General features: G+C 37.1%; 15 protein-coding genes and 1 pseudogene. 9 read left to right on the forward strand and 7 right to left on the reverse strand.

What is annotated here, in order from left to right:
- Window positions 1–118: 118 nt before the first annotated feature.
- Window positions 119–1,150 (forward strand): serine hydrolase domain-containing protein, encoded by a 1,032-nt coding sequence (locus tag ACFI4Z_RS01700; protein WP_462669064.1) that lies wholly within the window; start codon window positions 119–121, stop codon window positions 1,148–1,150.
- A 54-nt stretch (window positions 1,151–1,204) separates the two neighbouring features.
- Entirely contained in the window at window positions 1,205–1,606 is a 402-nt protein-coding gene (gene gloA / locus ACFI4Z_RS01705; RefSeq protein WP_462669065.1) for a lactoylglutathione lyase, read from the forward strand.
- A gap of 89 nt (window positions 1,607–1,695) precedes the next feature.
- Here the strand turns inward: gloA and ACFI4Z_RS01710 are convergent, their stop codons facing one another.
- Complete coding sequence (locus ACFI4Z_RS01710; RefSeq protein ID WP_099295854.1) at window positions 1,696–1,962, reverse strand: DksA/TraR family C4-type zinc finger protein; 267 nt, start codon at window positions 1,960–1,962, stop codon at window positions 1,696–1,698.
- A gap of 317 nt (window positions 1,963–2,279) precedes the next feature.
- Window positions 2,280–2,912, reverse strand: a complete 633-nt coding sequence (locus ACFI4Z_RS01715) for a GNAT family N-acetyltransferase (RefSeq protein ID WP_462669066.1) — start codon at window positions 2,910–2,912, stop codon at window positions 2,280–2,282.
- 367 nt (window positions 2,913–3,279) lie between these two features.
- Between ACFI4Z_RS01715 and ACFI4Z_RS01720 the strand changes: the two genes are divergently transcribed.
- Window positions 3,280–3,546, forward strand: coding sequence for a hypothetical protein (locus ACFI4Z_RS01720; RefSeq protein ID WP_099295856.1), 267 nt, complete (start codon window positions 3,280–3,282; stop codon window positions 3,544–3,546).
- Window positions 3,547–3,558: 12 nt separating this feature from the next.
- A pseudogene (locus ACFI4Z_RS01725) lies at window positions 3,559–4,032 on the forward strand (DUF2310 family Zn-ribbon-containing protein); the annotation flags it as partial.
- Window positions 4,033–4,506: 474 nt separating this feature from the next.
- On the opposite strand, the gene ACFI4Z_RS01730 reads toward ACFI4Z_RS01725, so the two are convergent.
- From ACFI4Z_RS01730 to ACFI4Z_RS01750, 5 genes are read right to left on the reverse strand one after another with little or no spacing between them, the layout of a single operon-like run.
- Window positions 4,507–7,704, reverse strand: coding sequence for a type I restriction endonuclease subunit R (locus ACFI4Z_RS01730; protein ID WP_462669067.1), 3,198 nt, complete (start codon window positions 7,702–7,704; stop codon window positions 4,507–4,509).
- Window positions 7,701–8,843 carry a hypothetical protein gene (locus tag ACFI4Z_RS01735; RefSeq protein WP_462669068.1) on the reverse strand — a complete coding sequence of 381 codons (1,143 nt, stop codon included), beginning with the start codon at window positions 8,841–8,843 and terminating at the stop codon, window positions 7,701–7,703. The genes ACFI4Z_RS01730 and ACFI4Z_RS01735 overlap by 4 nt, the downstream gene beginning before the upstream one ends.
- A 24-nt stretch (window positions 8,844–8,867) precedes the next feature.
- The gene (locus ACFI4Z_RS01740; RefSeq protein ID WP_462669069.1) at window positions 8,868–9,935 is read right to left on the reverse strand and encodes a DUF4917 family protein; all 1,068 of its coding nucleotides are present in this window, start codon (window positions 9,933–9,935) and stop codon (window positions 8,868–8,870) included.
- Entirely contained in the window at window positions 9,928–11,334 is a 1,407-nt protein-coding gene (locus ACFI4Z_RS01745) for a restriction endonuclease subunit S (protein WP_462669070.1), read from the reverse strand. Before ACFI4Z_RS01745 ends, ACFI4Z_RS01740 begins: the two co-directional genes overlap by 8 nt.
- Complete coding sequence (locus ACFI4Z_RS01750; protein ID WP_462669071.1) at window positions 11,324–12,994, reverse strand: class I SAM-dependent DNA methyltransferase; 1,671 nt, start codon at window positions 12,992–12,994, stop codon at window positions 11,324–11,326. The genes ACFI4Z_RS01745 and ACFI4Z_RS01750 overlap by 11 nt, the downstream gene beginning before the upstream one ends.
- A gap of 1,011 nt (window positions 12,995–14,005) precedes the next feature.
- Between ACFI4Z_RS01750 and ACFI4Z_RS01755 the strand changes: the two genes are divergently transcribed.
- Genes ACFI4Z_RS01755 through ACFI4Z_RS01775 form a run of 5 tightly spaced genes read left to right on the forward strand, consistent with a single transcriptional unit; the run spans window position 14,006 to window position 21,128 of the window.
- On the forward strand, window positions 14,006–14,443 hold the full coding sequence (locus ACFI4Z_RS01755) for a hypothetical protein (RefSeq protein ID WP_462669072.1): 438 nt from the start codon (window positions 14,006–14,008) through the stop codon (window positions 14,441–14,443).
- A 37-nt stretch (window positions 14,444–14,480) separates the two neighbouring features.
- Entirely contained in the window at window positions 14,481–15,896 is a 1,416-nt protein-coding gene (locus ACFI4Z_RS01760; protein ID WP_462669073.1) for a site-specific integrase, read from the forward strand.
- 3 nt (window positions 15,897–15,899) lie between these two features.
- Entirely contained in the window at window positions 15,900–18,395 is a 2,496-nt protein-coding gene (locus tag ACFI4Z_RS01765; RefSeq protein ID WP_462669074.1) for a hypothetical protein, read from the forward strand.
- Entirely contained in the window at window positions 18,385–20,610 is a 2,226-nt protein-coding gene (locus ACFI4Z_RS01770) for an integrase (protein WP_462669075.1), read from the forward strand. The genes ACFI4Z_RS01765 and ACFI4Z_RS01770 overlap by 11 nt, the downstream gene beginning before the upstream one ends.
- Window positions 20,610–21,128 (forward strand): hypothetical protein, encoded by a 519-nt coding sequence (locus ACFI4Z_RS01775; protein WP_462669076.1) that lies wholly within the window; start codon window positions 20,610–20,612, stop codon window positions 21,126–21,128. Before ACFI4Z_RS01770 ends, ACFI4Z_RS01775 begins: the two co-directional genes overlap by 1 nt.
- Window positions 21,129–21,212: the final 84 nt, after the last annotated feature.

Raw genomic sequence — 21,212 nt, forward strand, 5'->3', positions numbered from 1 at the left:
ATATTCAAAGTTAATATTTGCAGTTGAATGGGTAACTCAACCTAGATACGTGCTTTAAATCAGACAACATACACTTTTTTAAGTATGTAAATCTAACCAAACTCAGTGAAAAATCGCCATGAATAAATTAAAAAGTAAAAAAGCAATTACACTTATGCGTATAGCTGCTGCCGTTGTTACTATTATGAGTATTTACTTTTTCGCGCCATGGAAGTTTGCTGTGTATTACTTCTACCCATTGCCTACTTCAATTGAACAGCAGGCAGCGCAGGCTGTAGAGCAAGGTTTGGATGGCATCATTGTTTACGTTCATAAGCAAGGTGAAAAGCCTCAACTTTATGCCCAAGGTTGGCATAATAGGCAACTTGCCATCCCAGCTTATCCATCTGCACTATTTAAAATAGGCAGTATCCGAAAGCTTTATGACGCAGCGGCTTTAACTAAGCTTGCAGCCATTGGACGTATTGATGTAGATAAAACACTGGCTGACTATCTTCCATCATTAATTGGTCGCATTGAAAACGCAGATAAAATTACATTGCGAATGATGGTAAAGCACAGAAGTGGCATACCCAATTACACAGACACCGATAATTTTGATTGGTCAATCACCTACCCTGATCCACTTGCATTAGTGCTCGATAAACCCGCGGACTTTAGCCCTGATGCTGATTATGGCTATTCTAATACTAATTATTTGTTGCTGCGAAAAATTATGTCTAACGTACTGGGTTATGATCACAACCAATATATTAAAGATGAGATTTTAACGCCACTGGGCCTAACGAACACGTTTTCATCAGTGCATGAAATTAATTTAGTAGATTTAATGAGTGGTTACTACGTAGGTTATGAGAATGATTTTAAAGCACTCGATCAAGGCTATGTGGCAACCGCACAAGATGTGGGCGACTTTCTTATTGCTTTAAACAAAGGCACTTTTTTCGACGAACAAGAGCAAGCTTTGTATACATCGCTTTATAAGTATGAACACACGGGTTGGGTATTAGGGTATTCAAGCATTGCTCGTTATTATAAGGATATCGATACAGTCGTTGTACAGTTTATAAATACTAATGGCGATGATACTGTGATGCTCACAGAAATAATTTATAATCGGATTATTGATATTTTAACAGCGCAGCAGTAGTCGTTACAAAGTAGCTGCGTTATCAAAATTTATGTGAATTTTAAGAGGGTTTAAATGCGTTTACTACACACCATGTTACGGGTTGCTGATCTAGATAAATCAATTGCGTTTTATACTCAAGTGCTCGGTATGAAAGAGTTACGCCGTGCTGATAACGAAGAGTACCGCTACACCCTCGCTTTTTTAGGCTACGGTGATGAAACTGACACGACAGTACTTGAACTGACCTATAACTGGGATACCGACAGCTACGATTTAGGTAATGCCTATGGTCATATCGCCATTGAGTTTGATGATATTTATAAAGCCTGTGAAGATATTAAGGGCGCTGGTGGTAACGTTAGCCGTGAACCAGGCCCAGTAAAAGGTGGCACAACAGAAATTGCGTTTGTAAAAGATCCAGATGGCTACTCAATTGAACTTATTCAGAAAAAAGAGAATATGAATAAATTTTAGTAAATTTATTTAATAGGTTTACTAACCCCTTTTTAATTATCTAAGCTCAACTCTAATACGATATTAAAAAAGGTGCTGTATGCACCTTTTTATCGTAACTGACTGTCTTTACTGCCACGCCGATTAAGCCCTTTAGAAAGCGCGCCTTTACCCTCTAAACCAGCTTGGCAGCTTACACAATACTTAACCCCTGGTAACGCAATTCTTCGCGCCTGTGGTATTGGTTCATCACATTCTTCACATAGCTCGGCACTGGCTCCAGAAACTAAATTACTTCTAGCATACTGCACAGCGTCATTAACACTTGCGTCAATTTGTTCTTGAATTGCACCATCGCGTGCCCATCCACTTGCCATAAATCCTCCTAATAAAGTTGGATATTCGGGTTAAGGCTAACAAATGGAATGTTTATAATTACTGAATATAAATTGTCCGAAATAACAAACTTAACAATGTGACTTGTAGAAAGGTATGACAATTAAAACAACTTGCAATGAGAAAGTCGCTAAAGAATTATACCTTTAAAGCCATACGTTACTCATTTTTTGATTTTCACTTATCACAAGGTAAATATGAAATCGTGTTATAACTTTCTCATCATACAAATCAAAGCCTACTAGCTTTTATAACAAATCTGTAATTGTGGCAGATAAGCTTTTCTAAAAAACAATTGTTACTTAAACAGTAACTCTCCCTCAACGTTATTAAATGTTAGTTTTTTTAGTATTTCAAACCCTTCCGTTTGGAAAAAATTAATGTGCTGTTCTTGGGTCACAAATACAGCCATGCCTGTTGCCTGAGCATTACTTTTTACTAAATCATCAAGGCCACGTAATAAATAGCGACCAAGCCCCTCTCCTTGAAAATGAGGGTCAACGGCAATAAAGGCTAAAAAATAGTAATTCCCTTGCTGTTTGAGTGCATCACGAATGGTTTGTTCTTTTTCAATCAATTGGTTTGTCTGTAAATAACCCGCGCTTAACATCAATTTTAAACGCCAGTGCCAATACCGCTGTGCCTGCAGTTGGCTGCTTGATTCAAATACACACGCGACAGCTTTAAGCCTGTTATTCTTGTACAAACCAATGAGCGGTTGTTTTTCCTGCCAAAATGTACTTAGCTCTTCACGTATTAACGCTCGTAATTTTTTCTCATAGGCTGCCAACTCATCTTCTGAGTAGTTAAGCATTTTCTGCAGTATTGGATCATCATGGTACGCTTGATAAATTAAACTTGCTGCAATGCTAATGTCTTCAGCAGCAATATACTGTACGTTATATACATCGTCTGGCGTGATAGTTGTCATAAGTTATCCTTACTGTACCAATTTCGTTAAAGCGAACTCGATTTATGAGTGAGATGTCCAAACAGCTATTTATATATTTAAAGTCACCGAATAAAGTGGCTTTATAATAGTTACTTTTTTGCCGTAGGACGCGATCACTCTTTCACTATAATTGGTATTGGCATTATTGATTATTTTTATGTTGTTACTTATAGGTATATTCCGATCTGTAACAAAACGCAAATTCAGCGGGAGTTAAACTGCAAAAGTGCACCATGTTTACGCTTGTGTTGCCATGCTGTCAACATTGAGCACACATAAGTAAATTGATACTATGCACATGCACGCACTACTGCGCCTCATACAAACCTAAGAGTCTTTTAATTACATGAATTCAGTTGTTCTTGATGCTATAAAAGCCCTTCTTGAAGAAGGCAAAACTCCCACTGTTGCATTGACTAAAAATAGGTTAACTCAACCTGTTCCGATGCCGGTTATAATTGCTGCTGTTAGTCAATACAAGAATAACCCTGATTCAATTCATAGCCTGACAAAACAACCTACTGAACAAAACAACCCTTGTGCAGACCAAAAACAACTTGATCGCATTGAAGCTAAACTAGATACATTGTTAGCCTTACTTAACAAAAATTAATTGGACTATGCCATGTTTGTTGTTGATTTAACATTTGACTGCTACCAAGATACGACCCTTGAAAATGCTGAGCAAGCTATAATTCGTTTAGTAAATGCTTTGCGCTTTAATGGTCAAATAATGGGGGAAGAATTCCCTACCGTTTTAAAAGATGGTTATTTTATTACTCGGGTAATGTGCCCAACTGATGACGCAATGCATCCGTTAAATCACAGTCCATTTGTCAAACACAGTATTGATAAGTTACATGATGCTGGCTTATTGGCACCAAAAGTAAAAGTAATAGGGCAAGATATTCACTCTAACGGCGCTGATGCATGTCATGAACCTTCGTCATATATATTATATACCACGTATGTTCACACATGTAGCCCGCTTTATTGTGGTGATGACTTTTTACCTATTCCGTTATTTAATATTCCAGCCATTGCAAACGGGGATTATAAAACCCTTATTAAATGGCAAGAAGATTGGCAAGCATGCGATAATGCTGGATCATTACTTAGACATTGAATGTAGAAAACTATTTTTCAGAATTTTAGACCCATAGTTACTTGTAAATTTACCCTTCTAGATTTACCTCAGTCAACTTTAATTTTTATCGTTATATACTTCAGTATTTTGAAAAGTATGCCGATCAGCTAGAAACAGAAAATGCTAAGTTTAGGTAATCTTTAATAGTGCTTTTTTTCACTATTGTGTAAGGAATTTGTCACTAATAGTGAAAATAAACACTATTATGAAACCTTCTAAGTGCTCAATACTCTCACTTGGGGTTCTCTCTACAAATTATCAAGCTTATGTTATCTGCATCGTTATACCGATTTATAACTTTTCTAAATCAGGGTTTGCAACTAGCTGTAAATTAAATGGTTTTTATATGGGTAAGATAAAAACCCTTTAATATTAAGCAGGATTCTACCTACTTAAGTAAAAGTTGCTTAACATAATTATGTTGAATCATGCTGCGGTAGTCCAACTTTCGCTTAAAACTTCAGCTTGCTTCAAACATAACTCGATTGCTTCATCTGAACGATCAGGTGGGTACTTGAAACGTCTAAGTGCCCTTCTTACCAAGTTTCTAAGTCTGGCTCGAACACTATCTCGTTTTTGCCAATCAACTGTGGTCGATTTACGAAGCTTCGTGGTTATCTCTTTGGCGAGTTCTCTAAGATTATTGTCTCCCAATTCCCTTACTGCGGCTTCATTTTGGATTAGTGCACGATAAAACGCAATCTCATCAGCATTCATGCCTAGCTTTTCAGCTTCAGCAAGATCTTCTTCCATATCCTTAGCCATTTTTATTAGCTCTTCGATTACTTGAGCTGTTTCAATGGCACGGTTATGGTATTTCCTGAGTGTTTCTAATATGCGATCTGAGTAAGCTTTTTCAGACACAACATCATTTTTCATGCGTGCTTTAACTTCATCCTTAAGCAGCTTTTCAAGCAACTCAACGGCAAGGTTACGTTCTTTCATATTGCGAACGTCGTCTAAGAACTCATCAGAAAGTAAGCCAACATTTGGCTTATCTAAACCAGCTTGCTCAAAAACATCAACAACCCCGTCTGCAACTATCGCATTATCAATAATCTGCTTCATTGCTGAATGTTTTTCTTCGTCAGTTCTTCGCTTGTCTGTTCCTGTATACTTACTAAGACTCGCCTTAACCGCACTATAAAACGCTATTTCCTTCTTATACTCAGATGTTTCATCCAATGTACTACACAGCGTATAAGCTTTTGTTAAAGCAGCCATCACATCAAAGAACCGCTTTTTACCGTCAAGCTTGCCACTTCCTGGGTTTGGTAAGCTCAAAATATGATTCATCGCACCAGGTAGCAATTTTAATGCGTTATCTTCAAAGCTTGAGTAATCAAAACCATCAAATAGTGCACGAATAACTTCTACTTTTTCTACAAGAATAGAAAATGCTTCATGGTTGTCATGAGTAGGCTGACCTCTGCCTTTGGATTCTGTATAAGTTTTAAGTGCACTTTTCAGTTCGTTAGCAATACCAATATAATCTACAACTAAACCACCTGGCTTATCTTTGAACACACGGTTAACACGGGCGATAGCCTGCATTAAATTATGCCCTTTCATTGGCTTATCAACATACATGGTGTGGCAGTTTGGCGCATCAAATCCGGTTAACCACATATCGCGCACTATTACTATTTCAAGCGGATCGGTTACATCCTTATAGCGTTTCTCGAAAAGTTTCTTTGTTTCTTTATTATGAATATGAGGTTGTAATAATGCTTTATCAGACGCAGATCCTGTCATAACAACTTTAATGGCGCCTTTAGCAGGATCATCGTCATGCCACTCTGGTTTTAAAGCAACTAAAGCATTGTATATATGAACACAAATGTCTCGGCTCATACACACAATCATAGCCTTACCAGGAAAGTTAGATGTACGAGTTTCAAAATGTTGTATTAAGTCAGTAGTGACTTTTGCTATTCTCGGCTCGGCACCGACCAGCTTTTCAAGTGCAGCCCACTTTGACTTTGTGCTTTCACGAGCAGCTACATCTTCTTCATCTTCTATGACTTCATCGACTTCTTCATTTAGAAGCTCTATTTCATCTTGACGAATATCAAGCTTGGCAAGGCGTGACTCGTAGTAAATAGGCACAGTTGCCCCATCTTCAACGGCATCCTGAATATCATAAATCGATACATAGTCACCAAACACAGAGCGTGTGTCTTTGTCTTCTGCTGAAATTGGCGTACCCGTAAAACCAATAAAAGAGGCATTTGGCATAGCATCTCGCATATATTTTGAATAGCCGTACACATATTTATTGCCAATTACCAAGCCATTTTCATCTTTTATATCAACAAGGCGAGCCTTATCACCGTATTGACTGCGATGAGCTTCATCACTCACTACAACAATATTGCTACGTTCACTGAGTACAGGGTGCGCTGTTTCATCTTTTAATAAGGCAAACTTCTGAACAGTTGTAAAAATCATACCGCCAGATTGCTTTGCACTTAAAATCTCACGCAGTGAGTCTCTGTCTTCAGCTTGCACTGGAGTTTGCTTTAACGTGCCTGCGGCCATACCGAAGGTATTATAGAGCTGACCATCTAAATCATTTCGGTCAGTTACAACAACTATGGTGGGGTTATTCATTTGTGGCTGCGCCATTAACTTACCCGCATAACAAACCATTGAGATAGACTTGCCCGACCCTTGCGTGTGCCAAACCACCCCAGCTTTACCAGATCCTGGCGTCACTTTAGAGGCATAGTCAGCATTAGCTTCTGCAACCATTGCCAATTCGCTTGGCTGCATTGTTGCCATAACGGTAGCTTCTACCGCAGCTCTCACTGCATGAAATTGATGATAGCCCGCAATCTTTTTGATCAAAGCACCACCTGATTCCTCAAAGAGAATAAAATGACGAATGTAATCTAAAAACAACTCAGGTTTGAAAAATCCACGTACTAATGTCTCCAATCGAAATTCTAAAATTGGTTTATCGTTTTCATTGTCAACGGTACGCCAAGGTAAAAAACGCTCTTTACTCGCTGTCAGTGAACCAACTCGTGCTTCAACGCCATCGCTGATAACTAGCGCTTCATTGAATATAAATAAATCAGAAACTTCGTTTTTATACGTTTCTAATTGATTGAATGCGTGCCAAATATCAGCACTATTATCCGCGGGGTTTTTAAGCTCTAAAACAGCAAGGGGTAACCCATTTATGAAAACAACAATATCTGGGCGGCGGCTGCCTTTTGTACCTGTAATTGTAAATTGATTCACCACCAAGAACTGATTCTTAGAAACATCATTAAAATCGATTAGGCGTACATAATCTGCTTTGTCTTCCCCATTTTCTTTGTATTCAACCTTAATACCCTCTAACAGATATTGATGAAACTGTTTGTTATTCTTTATTAAAATTGGCGTTTCGGGGTGAGCGACTACAGCTATTGCTTGCTCTAACGCATCGAGCGGAATGTGCGGGTTAATCACTTCAAGCTGACTTAAAAGCCTCGCTTTTAAAATGACTTGTCGAAAGTCTTCACGCTCTGGTATATCAGAGTCAGGTGCAATATCGTAGCCATTGGCATAGTGATAACCTGTTTCTTTAAACCAATCTATAGTGATTTGTTCTAATTGGTCTTCCGTTATCATATCTTTTCCTTAAGCAAAGCTAACTCGATTACAAGATTTCTAAACGAGTTAAGCGAAAGTAGCTGTGTCTGTATTTCAGAAAATAGCGTATGTACTACATCAACTTGCTCTTGATGCGTATGCGTATCCTTAAAAATAGGTAACATAGGCGTAAGAAGAACAATGGGATGCCAGCGATTATATTTGGCCTTTGGCTCTAAAGCGGTATCAATAAACAGCCATTGGCAAAACTTCTCTTTAACCAGTTCTGACAAGTCTAATTTAAAATCTTGATAGGTATCTGAACCACTAATATAAGTCTGCCCTAACTTGTTAAAGTCGAAAACAAAACATAAGTTAAGTTCGTCATTGATAAACTCAGTTACGCCGTGATCACCACCATCGAGCAAAACACCACAAAAAATACTCGGTAACCAACGCCTGCCGTGCTCACCAAACTCTGGGCTAAACTCCAACCCGACACGACTTTCTGTTTTTTGCCGTTTGAATAAAGGTTTAATATCAAGGTTTAAAAGCGGCCATTGTAACTGTTCAGCTTGTTTAAAAACCGAATCTACTTGGCTATCAAACTTAATCGCTTCAAGGTAATGACTCATTGCAAAACGATTGATTGGTGTGTTCGGCCCTAACCCTTCAGTTTTTAGTAAGGTTAAAAAATCATTGAGTGCCCAGCTTAACTGTTCGTCGTTGGTATTTTGTTCAAGCTTGTGTAAACAGTGATAAATGTCTTCCCAACATAATGCGGCGTCGGGGTTCTGAGCGTGCTGATAAGTTTTAGTCGTAATTAAAATTAAGCGATAGTCATTACTATGTGTCTCTATATAATCTCGATAACTCTTTAGTTGATTACTATGTAAATGTGACCACACCTTGTGCTCAAACACCCAAGTACAACTAGGCCAACTCACCACCAAATCAGGAAATTTACCGTTAAAGTTCTCTTGGGTTGAAACAACACATTCGTCTTGAGTTAAATCACAAGGTGATTGCAGAGCCTGATTAATTCTAGTAAATATCACTTTCCTTACTTCTTCGCTGCTTCTAAGCAACCAAGCAAAGGCTTCTGTGACAAAGTTCTCAAGCGGATCTGTATTATCACGAGGTCGGTATTTACGAAGGTTAACTAATAAGCTGTCCATAATCATTTATCCCTCTGAAAAACGTTAGCCTTCCACTCGATGGATGGCAGCTACACGCTCGCCGTTCAATAAAAACTTTTCACCTGGCAACTCATCTTCTTGCGGAAGGTTATTCCAACAACCAGAACTCGATGAATTAAAAAACCTTAGCTCTTCAAGCCCTAATGCAGCAAGTTTCCGTTCAACTTGGCCGATTAACACTTGGTCATTACCATAAATGGAAACGGCCACTTTACGTACATTAGACTTCTTGAGTTGCTTGATAATATGCTCGTCTTGATCACCAAAACCCCACCCATATATGACTAAGGTTTCAGAAAGAGATGGAAGAACTTCATAAAATACACGCTCAAAATAACTGCAACTAGAGATGGCTTCTAGTTTATTTTCCAAAGTACCTTCACATACAAATGCAGGAGCTAAATTTTCTTCCTGCCATTTTCTAAGAATTGCTTCTAATAAACTGTCATCTTGTCCGCCAGTTGATATTTTACGTTCACCAGAAAAACCATAACGATGCAAGACCAAGTTGCCATGAGGATAAAAATATAATGTGGTTCCGTCTGCGCCATATGGCTCTCTCAATGTTTCCCAATCATTTCGAAAAGTATTAGGTTGAAAACAGTCTTTAAACCAACGACCTAAAGACCTATTGCCATATTGTGATGCCCAGTAAACTATTAAATCATAATTTAGTGATATTACTGTTTCAAATGGTTTCAGAAATTGATAGATGGGTTCTAAATGATTTCTCGCATTATCATATGTGACATGGGTAGCACGAACTGTTTGTATTAGAGCATTCCGAACACATTCATAGGCAATTTCCACCTCACCGCGAGGAAGTTCAAGTGCTTCGTTAACAAGCTTAGCTTGCCATAAACGCCTGAGAACAAGCTCAAAATCTGTCACTGCAAATTTTTCAAATACTGCTTGAACACGTGGTGTGACATATCCCCTACTAACAGCTTCCTCATACAAGGAATTATAATTAAAGCAACCATCAACCGCAATGCTTGCTCCATTACCTAATAACAAGCTACCTTGATTGTAATTTTCTTGAATATCATTCCATTGAACTATATCAGGCATTAATTACTTCCTTATCTTTCAAATTGACTTCACCAGAGAGAAGTTTTGGTAATAAGGTATCGCGCAAGTTCTCTAACCCTGTAATTTGGTTAGAGTTCACTTCAACCTGATTATCCATAGGGGATACAAGCCTTTCAAATTGATCAATTAGCTCATGTGATGGGACTATAAAGGGAACATTATTTAATTCAGTTTTATTAATAGAACTAAAAACTGTGCCATCTGAGCCTGAATCGCCGAGTTTGTCTTCAATGTTACTAATAAAGGCATAAGTAAAGCTTACTTTTTTTAGTTTATGACTAATAGCTGCAACACCACGCCCTAAACAGCAGCGCACTGAAGCCATATTTTTATCGCCTACAGGTGCCCTGACGCTGATTAAAGTGTCTCCAGCATCAGCAAACCTTTTAGGGTCAGTTGTATAGATTCTAGGTGAAGGAAATCTAAAACCAAAATCACGCCTTCCTTGGAAGAAAACTATGCCTTCTCCATTTTCATTATATGTATCACCCTTTGGTGATTGACCCATAGTTACGTCAAAATGCGAACCGATATTTGAAGCTTCCCACCCCTCAGGAATTTCACCCAACTCACTTTCAACAAATTGGTTAGGGAATAGGTCTGCTAGGGTATGGAGTTGTTCGGTTGGGATAATATCGCCAGCACCTGCGATGGCGACAATGGCAGCTTGCGTTTCCACTTCTGCTACTTCCTGTGGAGATGGGGCTTTGCCTGATTGTTCTTGATACTCTGCAATTATAGCTTCGCGAGCTGCAATTTTGGCTTTAACAGGTTCAAAATCAACAAACCAGCTTTTGAAAATCGCTTGTGCAATTTGTTCTAGGGTTTGGTTGATTTCTTTATTAATTGCGGCTTTATCATCTAATGACTTTAGTATTCTAGCTATTCTGATTTGATCATTGATATCAGGTAACGTTATAGTTAATCGCCCAATCATTTCATTATTTAGACTAGCTCTCGTTGACATCGTAGAAAATGCGAGCATTGAAGTTCTGAATGACGGACTTCTTAGGCTGTAGCCAATGAACTCTGGATGGAGAAGACTTGCAGTTTCAGGCTTTGGTCTCAATTTTTTGCTAAAACCATTAAAAGTAGCTTCCTTATAGTCTTTAAGTGCAACACTGCTCATGCCTAATTCATGCATGGTTTCACTTGTGCGAGTTAGAAATACATCACCACGTTTAATAGTTCCTTTCTGTCTTTCTTTTTCAGAAGATTCAACTAGTTGATCTAGTTCATCTGGCAAAAAGTAGTTATTAAAAACTTCTTTGAAACTCAAAAATGGGAAACCTGAACCAAAAGCTGAAGCAGGCTTTGAAAGGCCAGAACTGATTTCATACAAGTCAGTTAACTTATACTCTTTCCAATCAGCACTCATAACCTAACCCCTTCAAATTCTCCTTAATCTGCTTTTCTAGCTCTGCGCTTTGCTCAAATTGGGTTTTAAGTTGAGATGTCAGTCGAGCCATTTTGTCAGCAAAGGGTTCACCATCGTCTTCTTGTTCTGCTGCACCCACATAACGACCTGGTGTGAGTACAAAATCATGCTTTTCGATTTCAGCCAGCTCTACAGATTTACAGTAACCAGCCTCATCGTCATAGTTTTCGCCTGTTTGCCAATTATGGAAGGCATCTGTTATTTGTTTGATGTCTTCTGGTTTAAAATCTCGAAGTACACGGTCTTTCATATAACCTAAGTTACGCGCGTCGATAAACAGCACTTCACCTTTGCGGTTACGAAGCTTACGGCCATAGTCGGTGGTACGCTGGCCTTTATTCTTGGTTAAAAACCAAATACAGGCAGGGATTTGGGTATTGGTGAATAGCTGCCCTGGTAACGCCACCATACATTCGACTAAATCGTTTTCGATAAGGGCTTTACGAATTGCGCCTTCATTGTTGGTATTTGATGACATAGAGCCATTAGCAAGTAATAAGCCTAATGAGCCGTTTGGTGCTAGGTGATACAGCATATGTTGAAGCCATGCAAAGTTGGCATTACCACTCGGTGGTGTGCCATATTGCCAACGTGGATCATCATCGTTTACCCCTGCATCCCATTCCTTCATGTTAAAAGGCGGGTTAGCCATGATGTAATCGGCACGTAAATCTGGGTGCTGGTTATGGGTATAGGTACTGGCAGGCTCTTTACCAAAGTCAAAGTCGATACCACGGATGACCATGTTCATAGCGGCTAACTGCCAAGTAGTGTGGTTGTATTCTTGACCGTATATAGATACGTCACCAATTTTACCACCATGCTCGCTGATGAACTTTTCTGATTGTACAAAGAAACCACCACTACCCATTGCTGGGTCGTAAACACGACCTTTGAACGGCTCTAGCATTTCAACAATCAAACTTACAATAGATTTAGGCGTGTAATATTGACCGCCTTTTTTACCCTCTGCTAACGCAAATTGCCCCAAGAAATATTCGTATACATGCCCAAGAATATCTTTAGAGTTCATGGTGGCATGGTTAAACGGGACTGTGGCTATAAGGTCGATAAGCTCTGCGAGTTTGCTTTGGTCAATTTTTAGTGTGGTGTATTGTTTGTTTAGCACACCTTTTAGTTTGCTATTGTCTTTTTCAATCGCTTCAAGGGCGTTATCAATCAGCTGACCAACACTACGCAGTTTTTTACCCGTTTCGGTTTCAAGCTCACCGCCGATCACAACCTTATTATTGTCTTGTAAATATGACCAACGCGCTTCTTTAGGCACCCAGAACACATTTTTCTCAGTGTAGAAGTCACGGACTTCAAGCTCTGCGTTTAATTCTTCAATATACTCTGGGTCTTCAGTACCAGCGTCAAAGTCAGTCGGGTCAATGAAGTATTCATTATCCCCATCGGCAAATTGCTTTTTTAATTCTTCACGGCGAATGTCAAACGCATCAGACACATATTTAAGGAAAACTAAACCCAATACAGTATGTTTGTATTGTGCTGCATCGAGTGTAGAACGAAGCTTATCAGCTGCCGTCCAAAGCTTTTTCTCTAATTCGTTTAAGAAGTTTTGTTCTTCATTTTTCATAACAAACCCTATTTACCAGTGCTGGTGAGCACAGAGTATTAATGCGAGTGTTGGCAGGAGAATAAGATAATGGCTAAAAAATGATAATTTACATGCCGTTATAAAACGATAAATTACAATTTTTTTAGCAAATAGAGCATGGTTTAAGATAAAAGACGCCCTGCTCCCTGCCGACTTACTTTTGTATACATTGATTGTGCCTTAACTTATTCAATTTTCATATGATTATCATCAATTATGCGATTAGTTGCATAAAAGTAGTAAACAAATCTTAAAGCGGTTTCAAAATATGATTAACACGTAATGTTATTTTGATGCTTAGATACTGAATTACGTATACAGCTAAATAAAAGACTAATTAAAGTGCTCTTGAAATAACGCGTTTGTTGCAATTGAAAGTTGAATTCGTTGGCGAGTTAAAAGAAGCTAAGGGTCTAAATAATTAACCTTTCCAACCCAAAAGCTACTTTGATAAAAATATTTTTCTTCAAATTATGTACGTAATGGATCTAGAGAAACTTTGACCTGTTAGCACTCACAATATATATGAAACAGTCAGTAAGATATTAAATAAAATTAGGTACTTACTCTTCAACATCCGAGAACATAACATAATTAGTGAATTGTAATATGGTTTTCTTTTTAAGTTTTTTCATTGTTAGCTTCTACTGAGATTTTACCTATTTATTGAAGGAGTCCTCCTCTTCAGAGTAGTGAATGCAATGAATTTTTAAAATATAAAACTAAATCTGATTAACCATTTTAATGTTATAACTTTCAGTGTGTTAAAAGACTTCTTTAAAAGCTTTTTAAAATGCCTAAAACATTTTAAAAGTGTGTTCTACACATTCAAATTTGATAAATAGCAAAAAGCAGCTATAAATTAAACTAAGAAAATTACACCCCACATCAAAGAAAAACACCTAAGCAACTGATAAAAAAGAATTTATTGACAACCAACTCATTAACCTCTATCTATTTTTATAGCCGCAAAAATATAAGGTTAAAAAAATGGATAAACTAATTAAAGAAATATTTCATCGACATATTATCTCTACAGATATGTCTCTCAAAGAAGCATCAGCGCGTCTAACAATGGCGATTATTTTCGAGACAGGGCATAACTGCCAGAACTTGGGTAGCGTGCAAATCAAACGCATGAGATATGATAATAAAACTATTCAAGTGCTAGCTTGTAAGTCTAAATTTAGTTCTGATAACAATCAGCTTTACATTCCTATTTCCCGCAAGCTCTATCAAGCCATCAAGTTGTTTCAAACGCATTTTGACATGCTAGACGTCAAAAATTGTAAAGATGATACATATCGCTCACGCCAAAATACTACAAGACAATATTTCGAGTCTAAGCATGAATATTTGCGAACACACCTGGGTCACTGCATGGGGCACTCTAATGCATCACACACAAGGTTATATATCAAAAAGTGAAGCTTGATGGACAACATTCATAAAGAGGGATTGAGACATGTCTAGAAATAAACGACTTATATCGCCAAGCTATGCAAACGGTGACTATTGTTACGTTTGGCTCACTACTGAGATAAATCCGAAAATCGAATTCATCCAGGGTAGCCAGCACATTGACTTTCAAACAATAGATCAAACAACAGGTGAAATATTTGAGTGTAAAATTAAGCAACGACAAAAACCCTCTTTGATCCGCGCCCCTTACCTATGCTGCCCAAGAGGTAATTTAGTATTCCCTGTTCTTTTGTATATGCGTTCATTAGTCACTCTTCACAAAGATAAAAGCACCCTAATGACACATATCCAGGCATTATTAATGTTTTACAGATGGTTATACAAATCTCGAAAAACAATTTACGATTGCAATGCAGAAATAGAAAAAGGAGTTGTTTATCAGTTCAGAGATTTTCTACTAAAAAATGTTAAAAAAGAGAGCTACAACCCTGAACTGAAGGTCAATGAAACCCAAGGTAGCCTTAGTGCAAGTACATGCGCTACCTACCTACTTAAGATAGTTAAGTTTTATGTTAAGTTGAATCATCTAAAAGTTTTAGAACTTTCTGAATCATTTAAGCCTTTCGAGTTTGAAATAAAATTTATAAAAACTGAACAAAGCAGTCGAGCAGATATACTCGCTACCCTTAATACAAAGAAAAGAACCATTGTTATTAAAACAACAGGGCTAACAGCACCGTTCGGTAAAGTTCAATCTCCGTCTTCTTCTCACACACTCAAACCAATGCTTGAAGAATATAAACAGATTTTTTACAAATATATTCAAACAGCTATAAGCGGCTATTTTGACGAAGAAAATATTAAAAATTTAATGCTTGAACTTGCAACAGAGACAGGCTTGAGACTTGAAGAGTTTGTGACTTTTCCGGCTTCTGGAGTCGTCAAAAATCACAAGCACAGCGACAACTATAAAGTCACAATTAGTGAAAACTTGAACGGCTGCCTAACTAAAAATGATAAAGAGCGCACCATCGTTATCAGTGAAGATTTAATGTGTAAATTGCGTGCGTATCTGTTTTCAGTAGAGCGTGCTGATGCTATTAAAAAAGCACAGTTCAGACACAATTGTTTATTTGTAAAACCACTAGATGGCCTACCCTACTCTACGAACACACTTCAAAAACATTTCGAAACGATCAGAAATAAAATACGTATAGAAAACATAGACTGGTACTACACAACTCATGATATGCGAGCAACCTTTGCAACAAACTGGCTATTCGAGCAACACACCAAAACAGGAACTTTATTTGAAATATTAATTGATGAACTGGCTGAAATTATGGGTCATCAAAGCACGACTGACACTCAAAAATATGTGGACTATATGCAAGATGAGCAGAATTGGAAAGACTTCTCAGCTAACAAAAACTCCTTTATAAGAAATGTGCAGAGGTGAGCTATGGCTAAAAGTCCAATTTGTGATATTGAACTTGAAACAGTTCACGATGATACAAAAAATAAAATAGAGAGTTTAGGAACAAAAAGAGATTTGCCATTCTCTTTAACGTTAAAAAGCCAAAGTGAAAAAAAATTAAATATCAGAGAGTTAAATTACTATAAATGTAATCAAAAGCTTGGATATCCTACCTACAATAGACAAGCTGAAGTAAAGTTATTTTATAAATTTTTACAAAGAAAAAGAAAAGATGAATACTCTGATGATTCAATTTACCAGTTTTATGTAGTTTTTCGTCCGTACATTTGTTATTGCGATAATTTAAATATTTCACCGTTTTCTGAAGTTGGTTACCTATCATACCTTGGCAGTGGAGGAGAGTTATGGAGACTTGTAGCACTATATGAGTCAAGAAAAAAGGATTACTTTGAGTATAAAAACGATGAGGAAATCGGCTTAAAAGAACGTACTGCTGCGAGTTACAAGAGCGTAATTGATCAAATCTTAGTTGCTTTGAATTTTAATATATTACCGCTTCAAAGCTCATTAACAGTGTTTAAATTAAAAAATCAGTCTGGCACAACAGCATATACTCATAATGAGTTATCAGTGATGATACGCCGTTTAAGCTTTTACTTCGGTTCGCTAGCGACCCAATTAATTCACTACCACAAGTCAGGTAATGAACTTCCACCTGAACAATTAAAAGTTGTTGTCGATAAACAAAATAATCAAAAGGTTTATGTGACTGTTGGACAAAACAAAGGGAGATTTGGGCCATGTTCCCCATTGCATCAATGCATGACAGCGGGATATCTACTCTTTTGCTATTTCACAGCGTTTAACAAGACGCCAGTATTAGAATTGCACCACCCCGTTTTCGTTGAAAACTACAGAGATAAGACTTCAAGTAACTGCTGGATCAAAGCATACAAAGGAAGATCGTATAAATCTATAGAAGCGCTCTTTAGAGAAGATCCATCTGCTACAACTCACCCTGAGTTAAAAGGCACTTTAGGCGAAGAGCCAGATAATGAAGCTGGATTCATTAAAACACCGATTCATAAAAGTGACAAATTCGCTATTGAGAGTGGGATGGATTTTATAAATAAATTAGAAGAAGTTTCTAAGCTCTATTCAAGTTCCGAATACGGAAAAGTGTTTTTTAGTATTAACTCTAATGGAGAAGAGGTCCCCCTTCACATCTCATACGCTAGCAATGTAATTTCTCAAAACTTATGCTTGCTTTCTGATCAAAGAAGTTATCTTGCGGAACACTTTATTCACAGGTTTAAACAAGTGCAGAACCACTCTGTATGCACTGAAATCGTTACTAAAACAAGTGGGAAAAACTCACTGATTATCAGCAAAATACAAAGAGAACTTCACGCTAATAGCATTAAACGTAGAAGCATCGAACTTGCTTTTGCAGCTTTGTCTTGTATGACTAATTTACCGCTTCGCAACATTATTATGCCTCTGACAATCCTGGCAAATGAAGATAACCCTGATAAAATTAATGTTTCTTTCAGTTATTTAGATGGTAAAGCAGGCTCTTTCATAACTGAAAGAAAGTTTAAGAAGTTTTTATTAAGCTTAGAAAGCTACGCGCAAACCTATAATAGGCTGCCGTCTCAGTATCAGCAAACTAACCCAAAAAGAAAAAATAAGCCTGCTTTTTTACTTCCTCTCGGCAAGCGTGATAAAACTTATCAATGGCAAAGTATCGAGTCGATAATCAGTCCAAACCTTGTCACTAGACTTGGGGTCAGCTCAGGCAACTTCTTCTTAGTTTTATCATCATCAAAGCTCAGGTTAACAACAAGCGATCAAGAGTATAGTGAGGCAGATCGAGGTCGTTCAGCTCGATCAATACTTCAAAATGAAAAAGCAACGCTTGAAAAAAGCTATATCAACGGGCACCCCATTCAAAATAAGAAAATGGTCTCCCAAGGCATACAAACAATTGAAAATATTGCAAAAGGTAACTCATTAGAAGAGTCTAAACAAAGAGTAAAAGTCACAAATAAAATTGAAGTGTTAGCTTACGATGAATATAAAGAATTAAAAACACCAACAAACCCGAATGGGATTCATTGTAATGGCAAACCAGAAATTGAAGGGGAAAAAGACTATCATTACGCTGCGAGAAAATTTGCGTTAAATAACTCAATTATACATGAGAATGAAGACATCACTTGCTACCAGCTAGACTTGTGCATCTTCTGTAGTTCAGCAAAGCTTGTTGATGATCCACACTCTATTTATAAGCTAATCAGCTTTATCGAAGCTTTAAGAAGCAGCTTATCGCTTCTACCAACCGTTAACAGTCGCGTTTTAATGAAAATAGAACGCTTTGAGCTTCTCTTAGAGCAAATACCGTCAAACACATTTAACAAAGCTTTAGACAAGAGACTAAAAAATGGAATTTACCCATTATTTTCTGACGAGCACTTGATTCTGAACTTTGCGATAGGAGCTACAAAGTATGATCGATAATATCACTTCTAATAGCCCCAAAAATGTCAGAAATTATGAGCATATTACTACTTTTGATACTACATATATTTACAAGACAATTTTACCAGCACTGGCTGAAGGAAACTGGAAAAAATTAAAGGAGCTAATTGTTTATCAAGATCAAAACATAACAATTTTTTTCAAAGAAAACACATGGAAGTTTCTTGATTCTAAACTCCAAGCAAAGTCAGTTAGCAATTTAGTTTTTAATAATGACACGGGAAATGTCACACACATACACTCTGAAGTACATGAAAACTTAATTAATGAGATAAAGTGCTTTGCTTTAGCCCAAGTCTACTTCTGTAAAGACAAAGTAACGTTCAATAATATCGGGAGTCATATTCGTTCTCTAAGAAAACTGATTCCATTTCTTATGAGTAACAATATGAGTAGTTTTTCGCAACTTACAGAAGACTCTCTTTTTGAAGTCAACAGTTTAGGATACAAATTTAGTAAGAAGGATAGCTTGTCAGGATTGAATGCCCTGATCAAAAGCGCTCAACATCTACACTTTGATATGTCTTTTTATAACACTATTTCACAAAAAGACTTAAAGGTTGCAATTGAAGAAGCAAAACAATATCCAGTTATCCCCCTACGTATTTATACCGAGATATTAAATCAATACTCGACTCTAATTAAACAAGCCTACTTTGAATTACACACTTTAAAGACTCAAGCAGAAAAATTTCAGAAATTTATAGATGAACAGCAAGCTGACAGGATCTATAAATTGCGGCATGGGCTTGTAAAACTGTCAAAAAGAGAAAAAGCCACTAAATCAGCAAAGGGTTTTTTACATGATTTGAAAGAAAATGGTATCGAGCTAGTAGATTTTGAAAAGAATAAACTGTGGATTGAGTTATTTAAAAAGAACCAAGTGTCATTAACTATGCCGACAAAAAGAGTGAAGAAAACTTTATTTCAAACCCTTAACGGTGAAACAGTTAACTTTACTCAATTCAAAGAATTTAGAAAAGAATTAATTATATCAGCTAGTTGGCTGTGTCTATTTTTGTCTGGGATGAGAGTTAACGAACTACACTCAATGCACCATATGCATGGCGCACAAAAAACTAAAGCTCCAAAGGACGAACCACTAACTAAATCTTCAAAAAAACTAAGATACAAAGCTTATAACTCCTTTCAGCAAGAAGAAATTTATTTGCTAACAACAAGACAGAGTAAAATCACTGGTAACAGTCAGACCAAAGATGATGTTTATGTCACAACTGAAGTTGGTTACAAATCTTTCAAAGTATTAAGTGCATTAATGAATCCACAAAGAAAGAGAGCAAAGTCTAGTACAAAGCTATTTTATTCATTAGACAGATTAGTACCTGAAACACTTAATTTAAAAACATTAGACTATCTATTAAACAATAACTTTAATGCACTAAATGCCACTGGAAGAATAAATCTAAAACTAGATAAAACAGACGTCGAGTACCTAGACAAATCAGAAAAAAAACATCAGTTTAAAATTAAAGAGAGATTTCAAATTACAACACACATGTGTCGAAGAAGCCTTGCTTACTACTTGGTCGGCTTTGAGTTGTGTTCATTCCCAGCTTTAAAACAACAATTTAGCCATGTATCGCTTCACATGACTCGGTGGTATGCAAGGAATGCGAGTTCATTTCTAAAGTTTTACTCAGAAATTCAAGATCAGCGCTTACAATCAAAAGCTAAAATTTTTGCTCGTATATTCAATAAAATAGCTAACCGTGAGCGTATCGCTGGCGGTAAGGGGAAGCAAAAAACTCTTGAAATTGCAAAGTTAGGAAAAAACTATTTTGAAGAAGGTGGAAATAAGTCACTATTGAACCCTGACTTTTGGTACAAACAGTTAAGCGCTGAAAAAGAGCATATACATGCTATCGCTCCTGGCATGTATTGCACAAATAAACAGTGCTCTATGAGAGTCAATATTGATCTCACTGAATGTGTTGATTGTGAATATGACTATATAGAAGACGTTGTTTTTGCTGAATCTACCAGATTTGAGGCCATGCGACACCTTTCTTTATTGGAGGAGTTGGATGATCTCAGTCCACGAACTGCTGCAAGGCTTTTTACACAAATTAAAGCTTCAGAAAAAATTATGTCAGACCTAAATTTTGATTATGAACCTTACCAATTCAATAAGAAAATTCTGGATATGGTAATAGTAACAAGGAGCATAAGCTAATGAACTCTAGAGATAAAAGCTATAAACAAACTGAACAAAAATTACGTGTTGCTATACAAAATATTCGTGATGGTAAACTTACTAGCCCAGATCTTATTGAAAAAACAAAAGCAGGTAAAACGGTTAAGCTTAATAAACAAAATGTTGAAATTGAAGCCGGAAAAGGAAATGGATTAATTCGAAAATATTATAAGCATATTGAAAGAGAGATCGATGCGATAGTTACTGCTACGGCAAACCCCCTCGGTGATATAAGTTCACACCCAGAATACATTAAACTAGTCGAAAAAAATCATTCTCTCAAAGAGAAAAACAAAACTCTGACAAAACAAAATAAATGCCTTTTAGCTGAAGTTAGCAATAAAGACACTGTAATTGAAAAAGACCTTACTGAAGTTAACAACATGCTAGCTGCACTTTGGGAAGCTATTCCGACAAGTGAAAGGCAAGCTAGAATGAGAGCGGCACACCAATTAGCCGATGTTGTTCATATTTCAAAAAACAATAAAACAGAATAATTTTAGACCAGCCTTTATTCATAGTGCCAGAGCTGCCGCATAGCACCTTAAACACGAAACACAACCCATAGTAAAATGTCATGT

Source organism: Pseudoalteromonas sp. RWi3 (genome assembly GCF_054960735.1).

Bases quoted from the DNA above. Each gene is read 5' to 3' on its own strand.
- ACFI4Z_RS01700 (WP_462669064.1), top strand. From the start codon at position 119: ATGAATAAATTAAAAAGTAAAAAAGCAATTACACTTATGCGTATAGCT.
- gloA (WP_462669065.1), top strand. From the start codon at position 1,205: ATGCGTTTACTACACACCATGTTACGGGTTGCTGATCTAGATAAATCA.
- ACFI4Z_RS01710 (WP_099295854.1), bottom strand. From the start codon at position 1,962: ATGGCAAGTGGATGGGCACGCGATGGTGCAATTCAAGAACAAATTGAC.
- ACFI4Z_RS01715 (WP_462669066.1), bottom strand. From the start codon at position 2,912: ATGACAACTATCACGCCAGACGATGTATATAACGTACAGTATATTGCT.
- ACFI4Z_RS01720 (WP_099295856.1), top strand. From the start codon at position 3,280: ATGAATTCAGTTGTTCTTGATGCTATAAAAGCCCTTCTTGAAGAAGGC.
- ACFI4Z_RS01730 (WP_462669067.1), bottom strand. From the start codon at position 7,704: ATGATAACGGAAGACCAATTAGAACAAATCACTATAGATTGGTTTAAA.
- ACFI4Z_RS01735 (WP_462669068.1), bottom strand. From the start codon at position 8,843: ATGGACAGCTTATTAGTTAACCTTCGTAAATACCGACCTCGTGATAAT.
- ACFI4Z_RS01740 (WP_462669069.1), bottom strand. From the start codon at position 9,935: ATGCCTGATATAGTTCAATGGAATGATATTCAAGAAAATTACAATCAA.
- ACFI4Z_RS01745 (WP_462669070.1), bottom strand. From the start codon at position 11,334: ATGAGTGCTGATTGGAAAGAGTATAAGTTAACTGACTTGTATGAAATC.
- ACFI4Z_RS01750 (WP_462669071.1), bottom strand. From the start codon at position 12,994: ATGAAAAATGAAGAACAAAACTTCTTAAACGAATTAGAGAAAAAGCTT.
- ACFI4Z_RS01755 (WP_462669072.1), top strand. From the start codon at position 14,006: ATGGATAAACTAATTAAAGAAATATTTCATCGACATATTATCTCTACA.
- ACFI4Z_RS01760 (WP_462669073.1), top strand. From the start codon at position 14,481: ATGTCTAGAAATAAACGACTTATATCGCCAAGCTATGCAAACGGTGAC.
- ACFI4Z_RS01765 (WP_462669074.1), top strand. From the start codon at position 15,900: ATGGCTAAAAGTCCAATTTGTGATATTGAACTTGAAACAGTTCACGAT.
- ACFI4Z_RS01770 (WP_462669075.1), top strand. From the start codon at position 18,385: ATGATCGATAATATCACTTCTAATAGCCCCAAAAATGTCAGAAATTAT.
- ACFI4Z_RS01775 (WP_462669076.1), top strand. From the start codon at position 20,610: ATGAACTCTAGAGATAAAAGCTATAAACAAACTGAACAAAAATTACGT.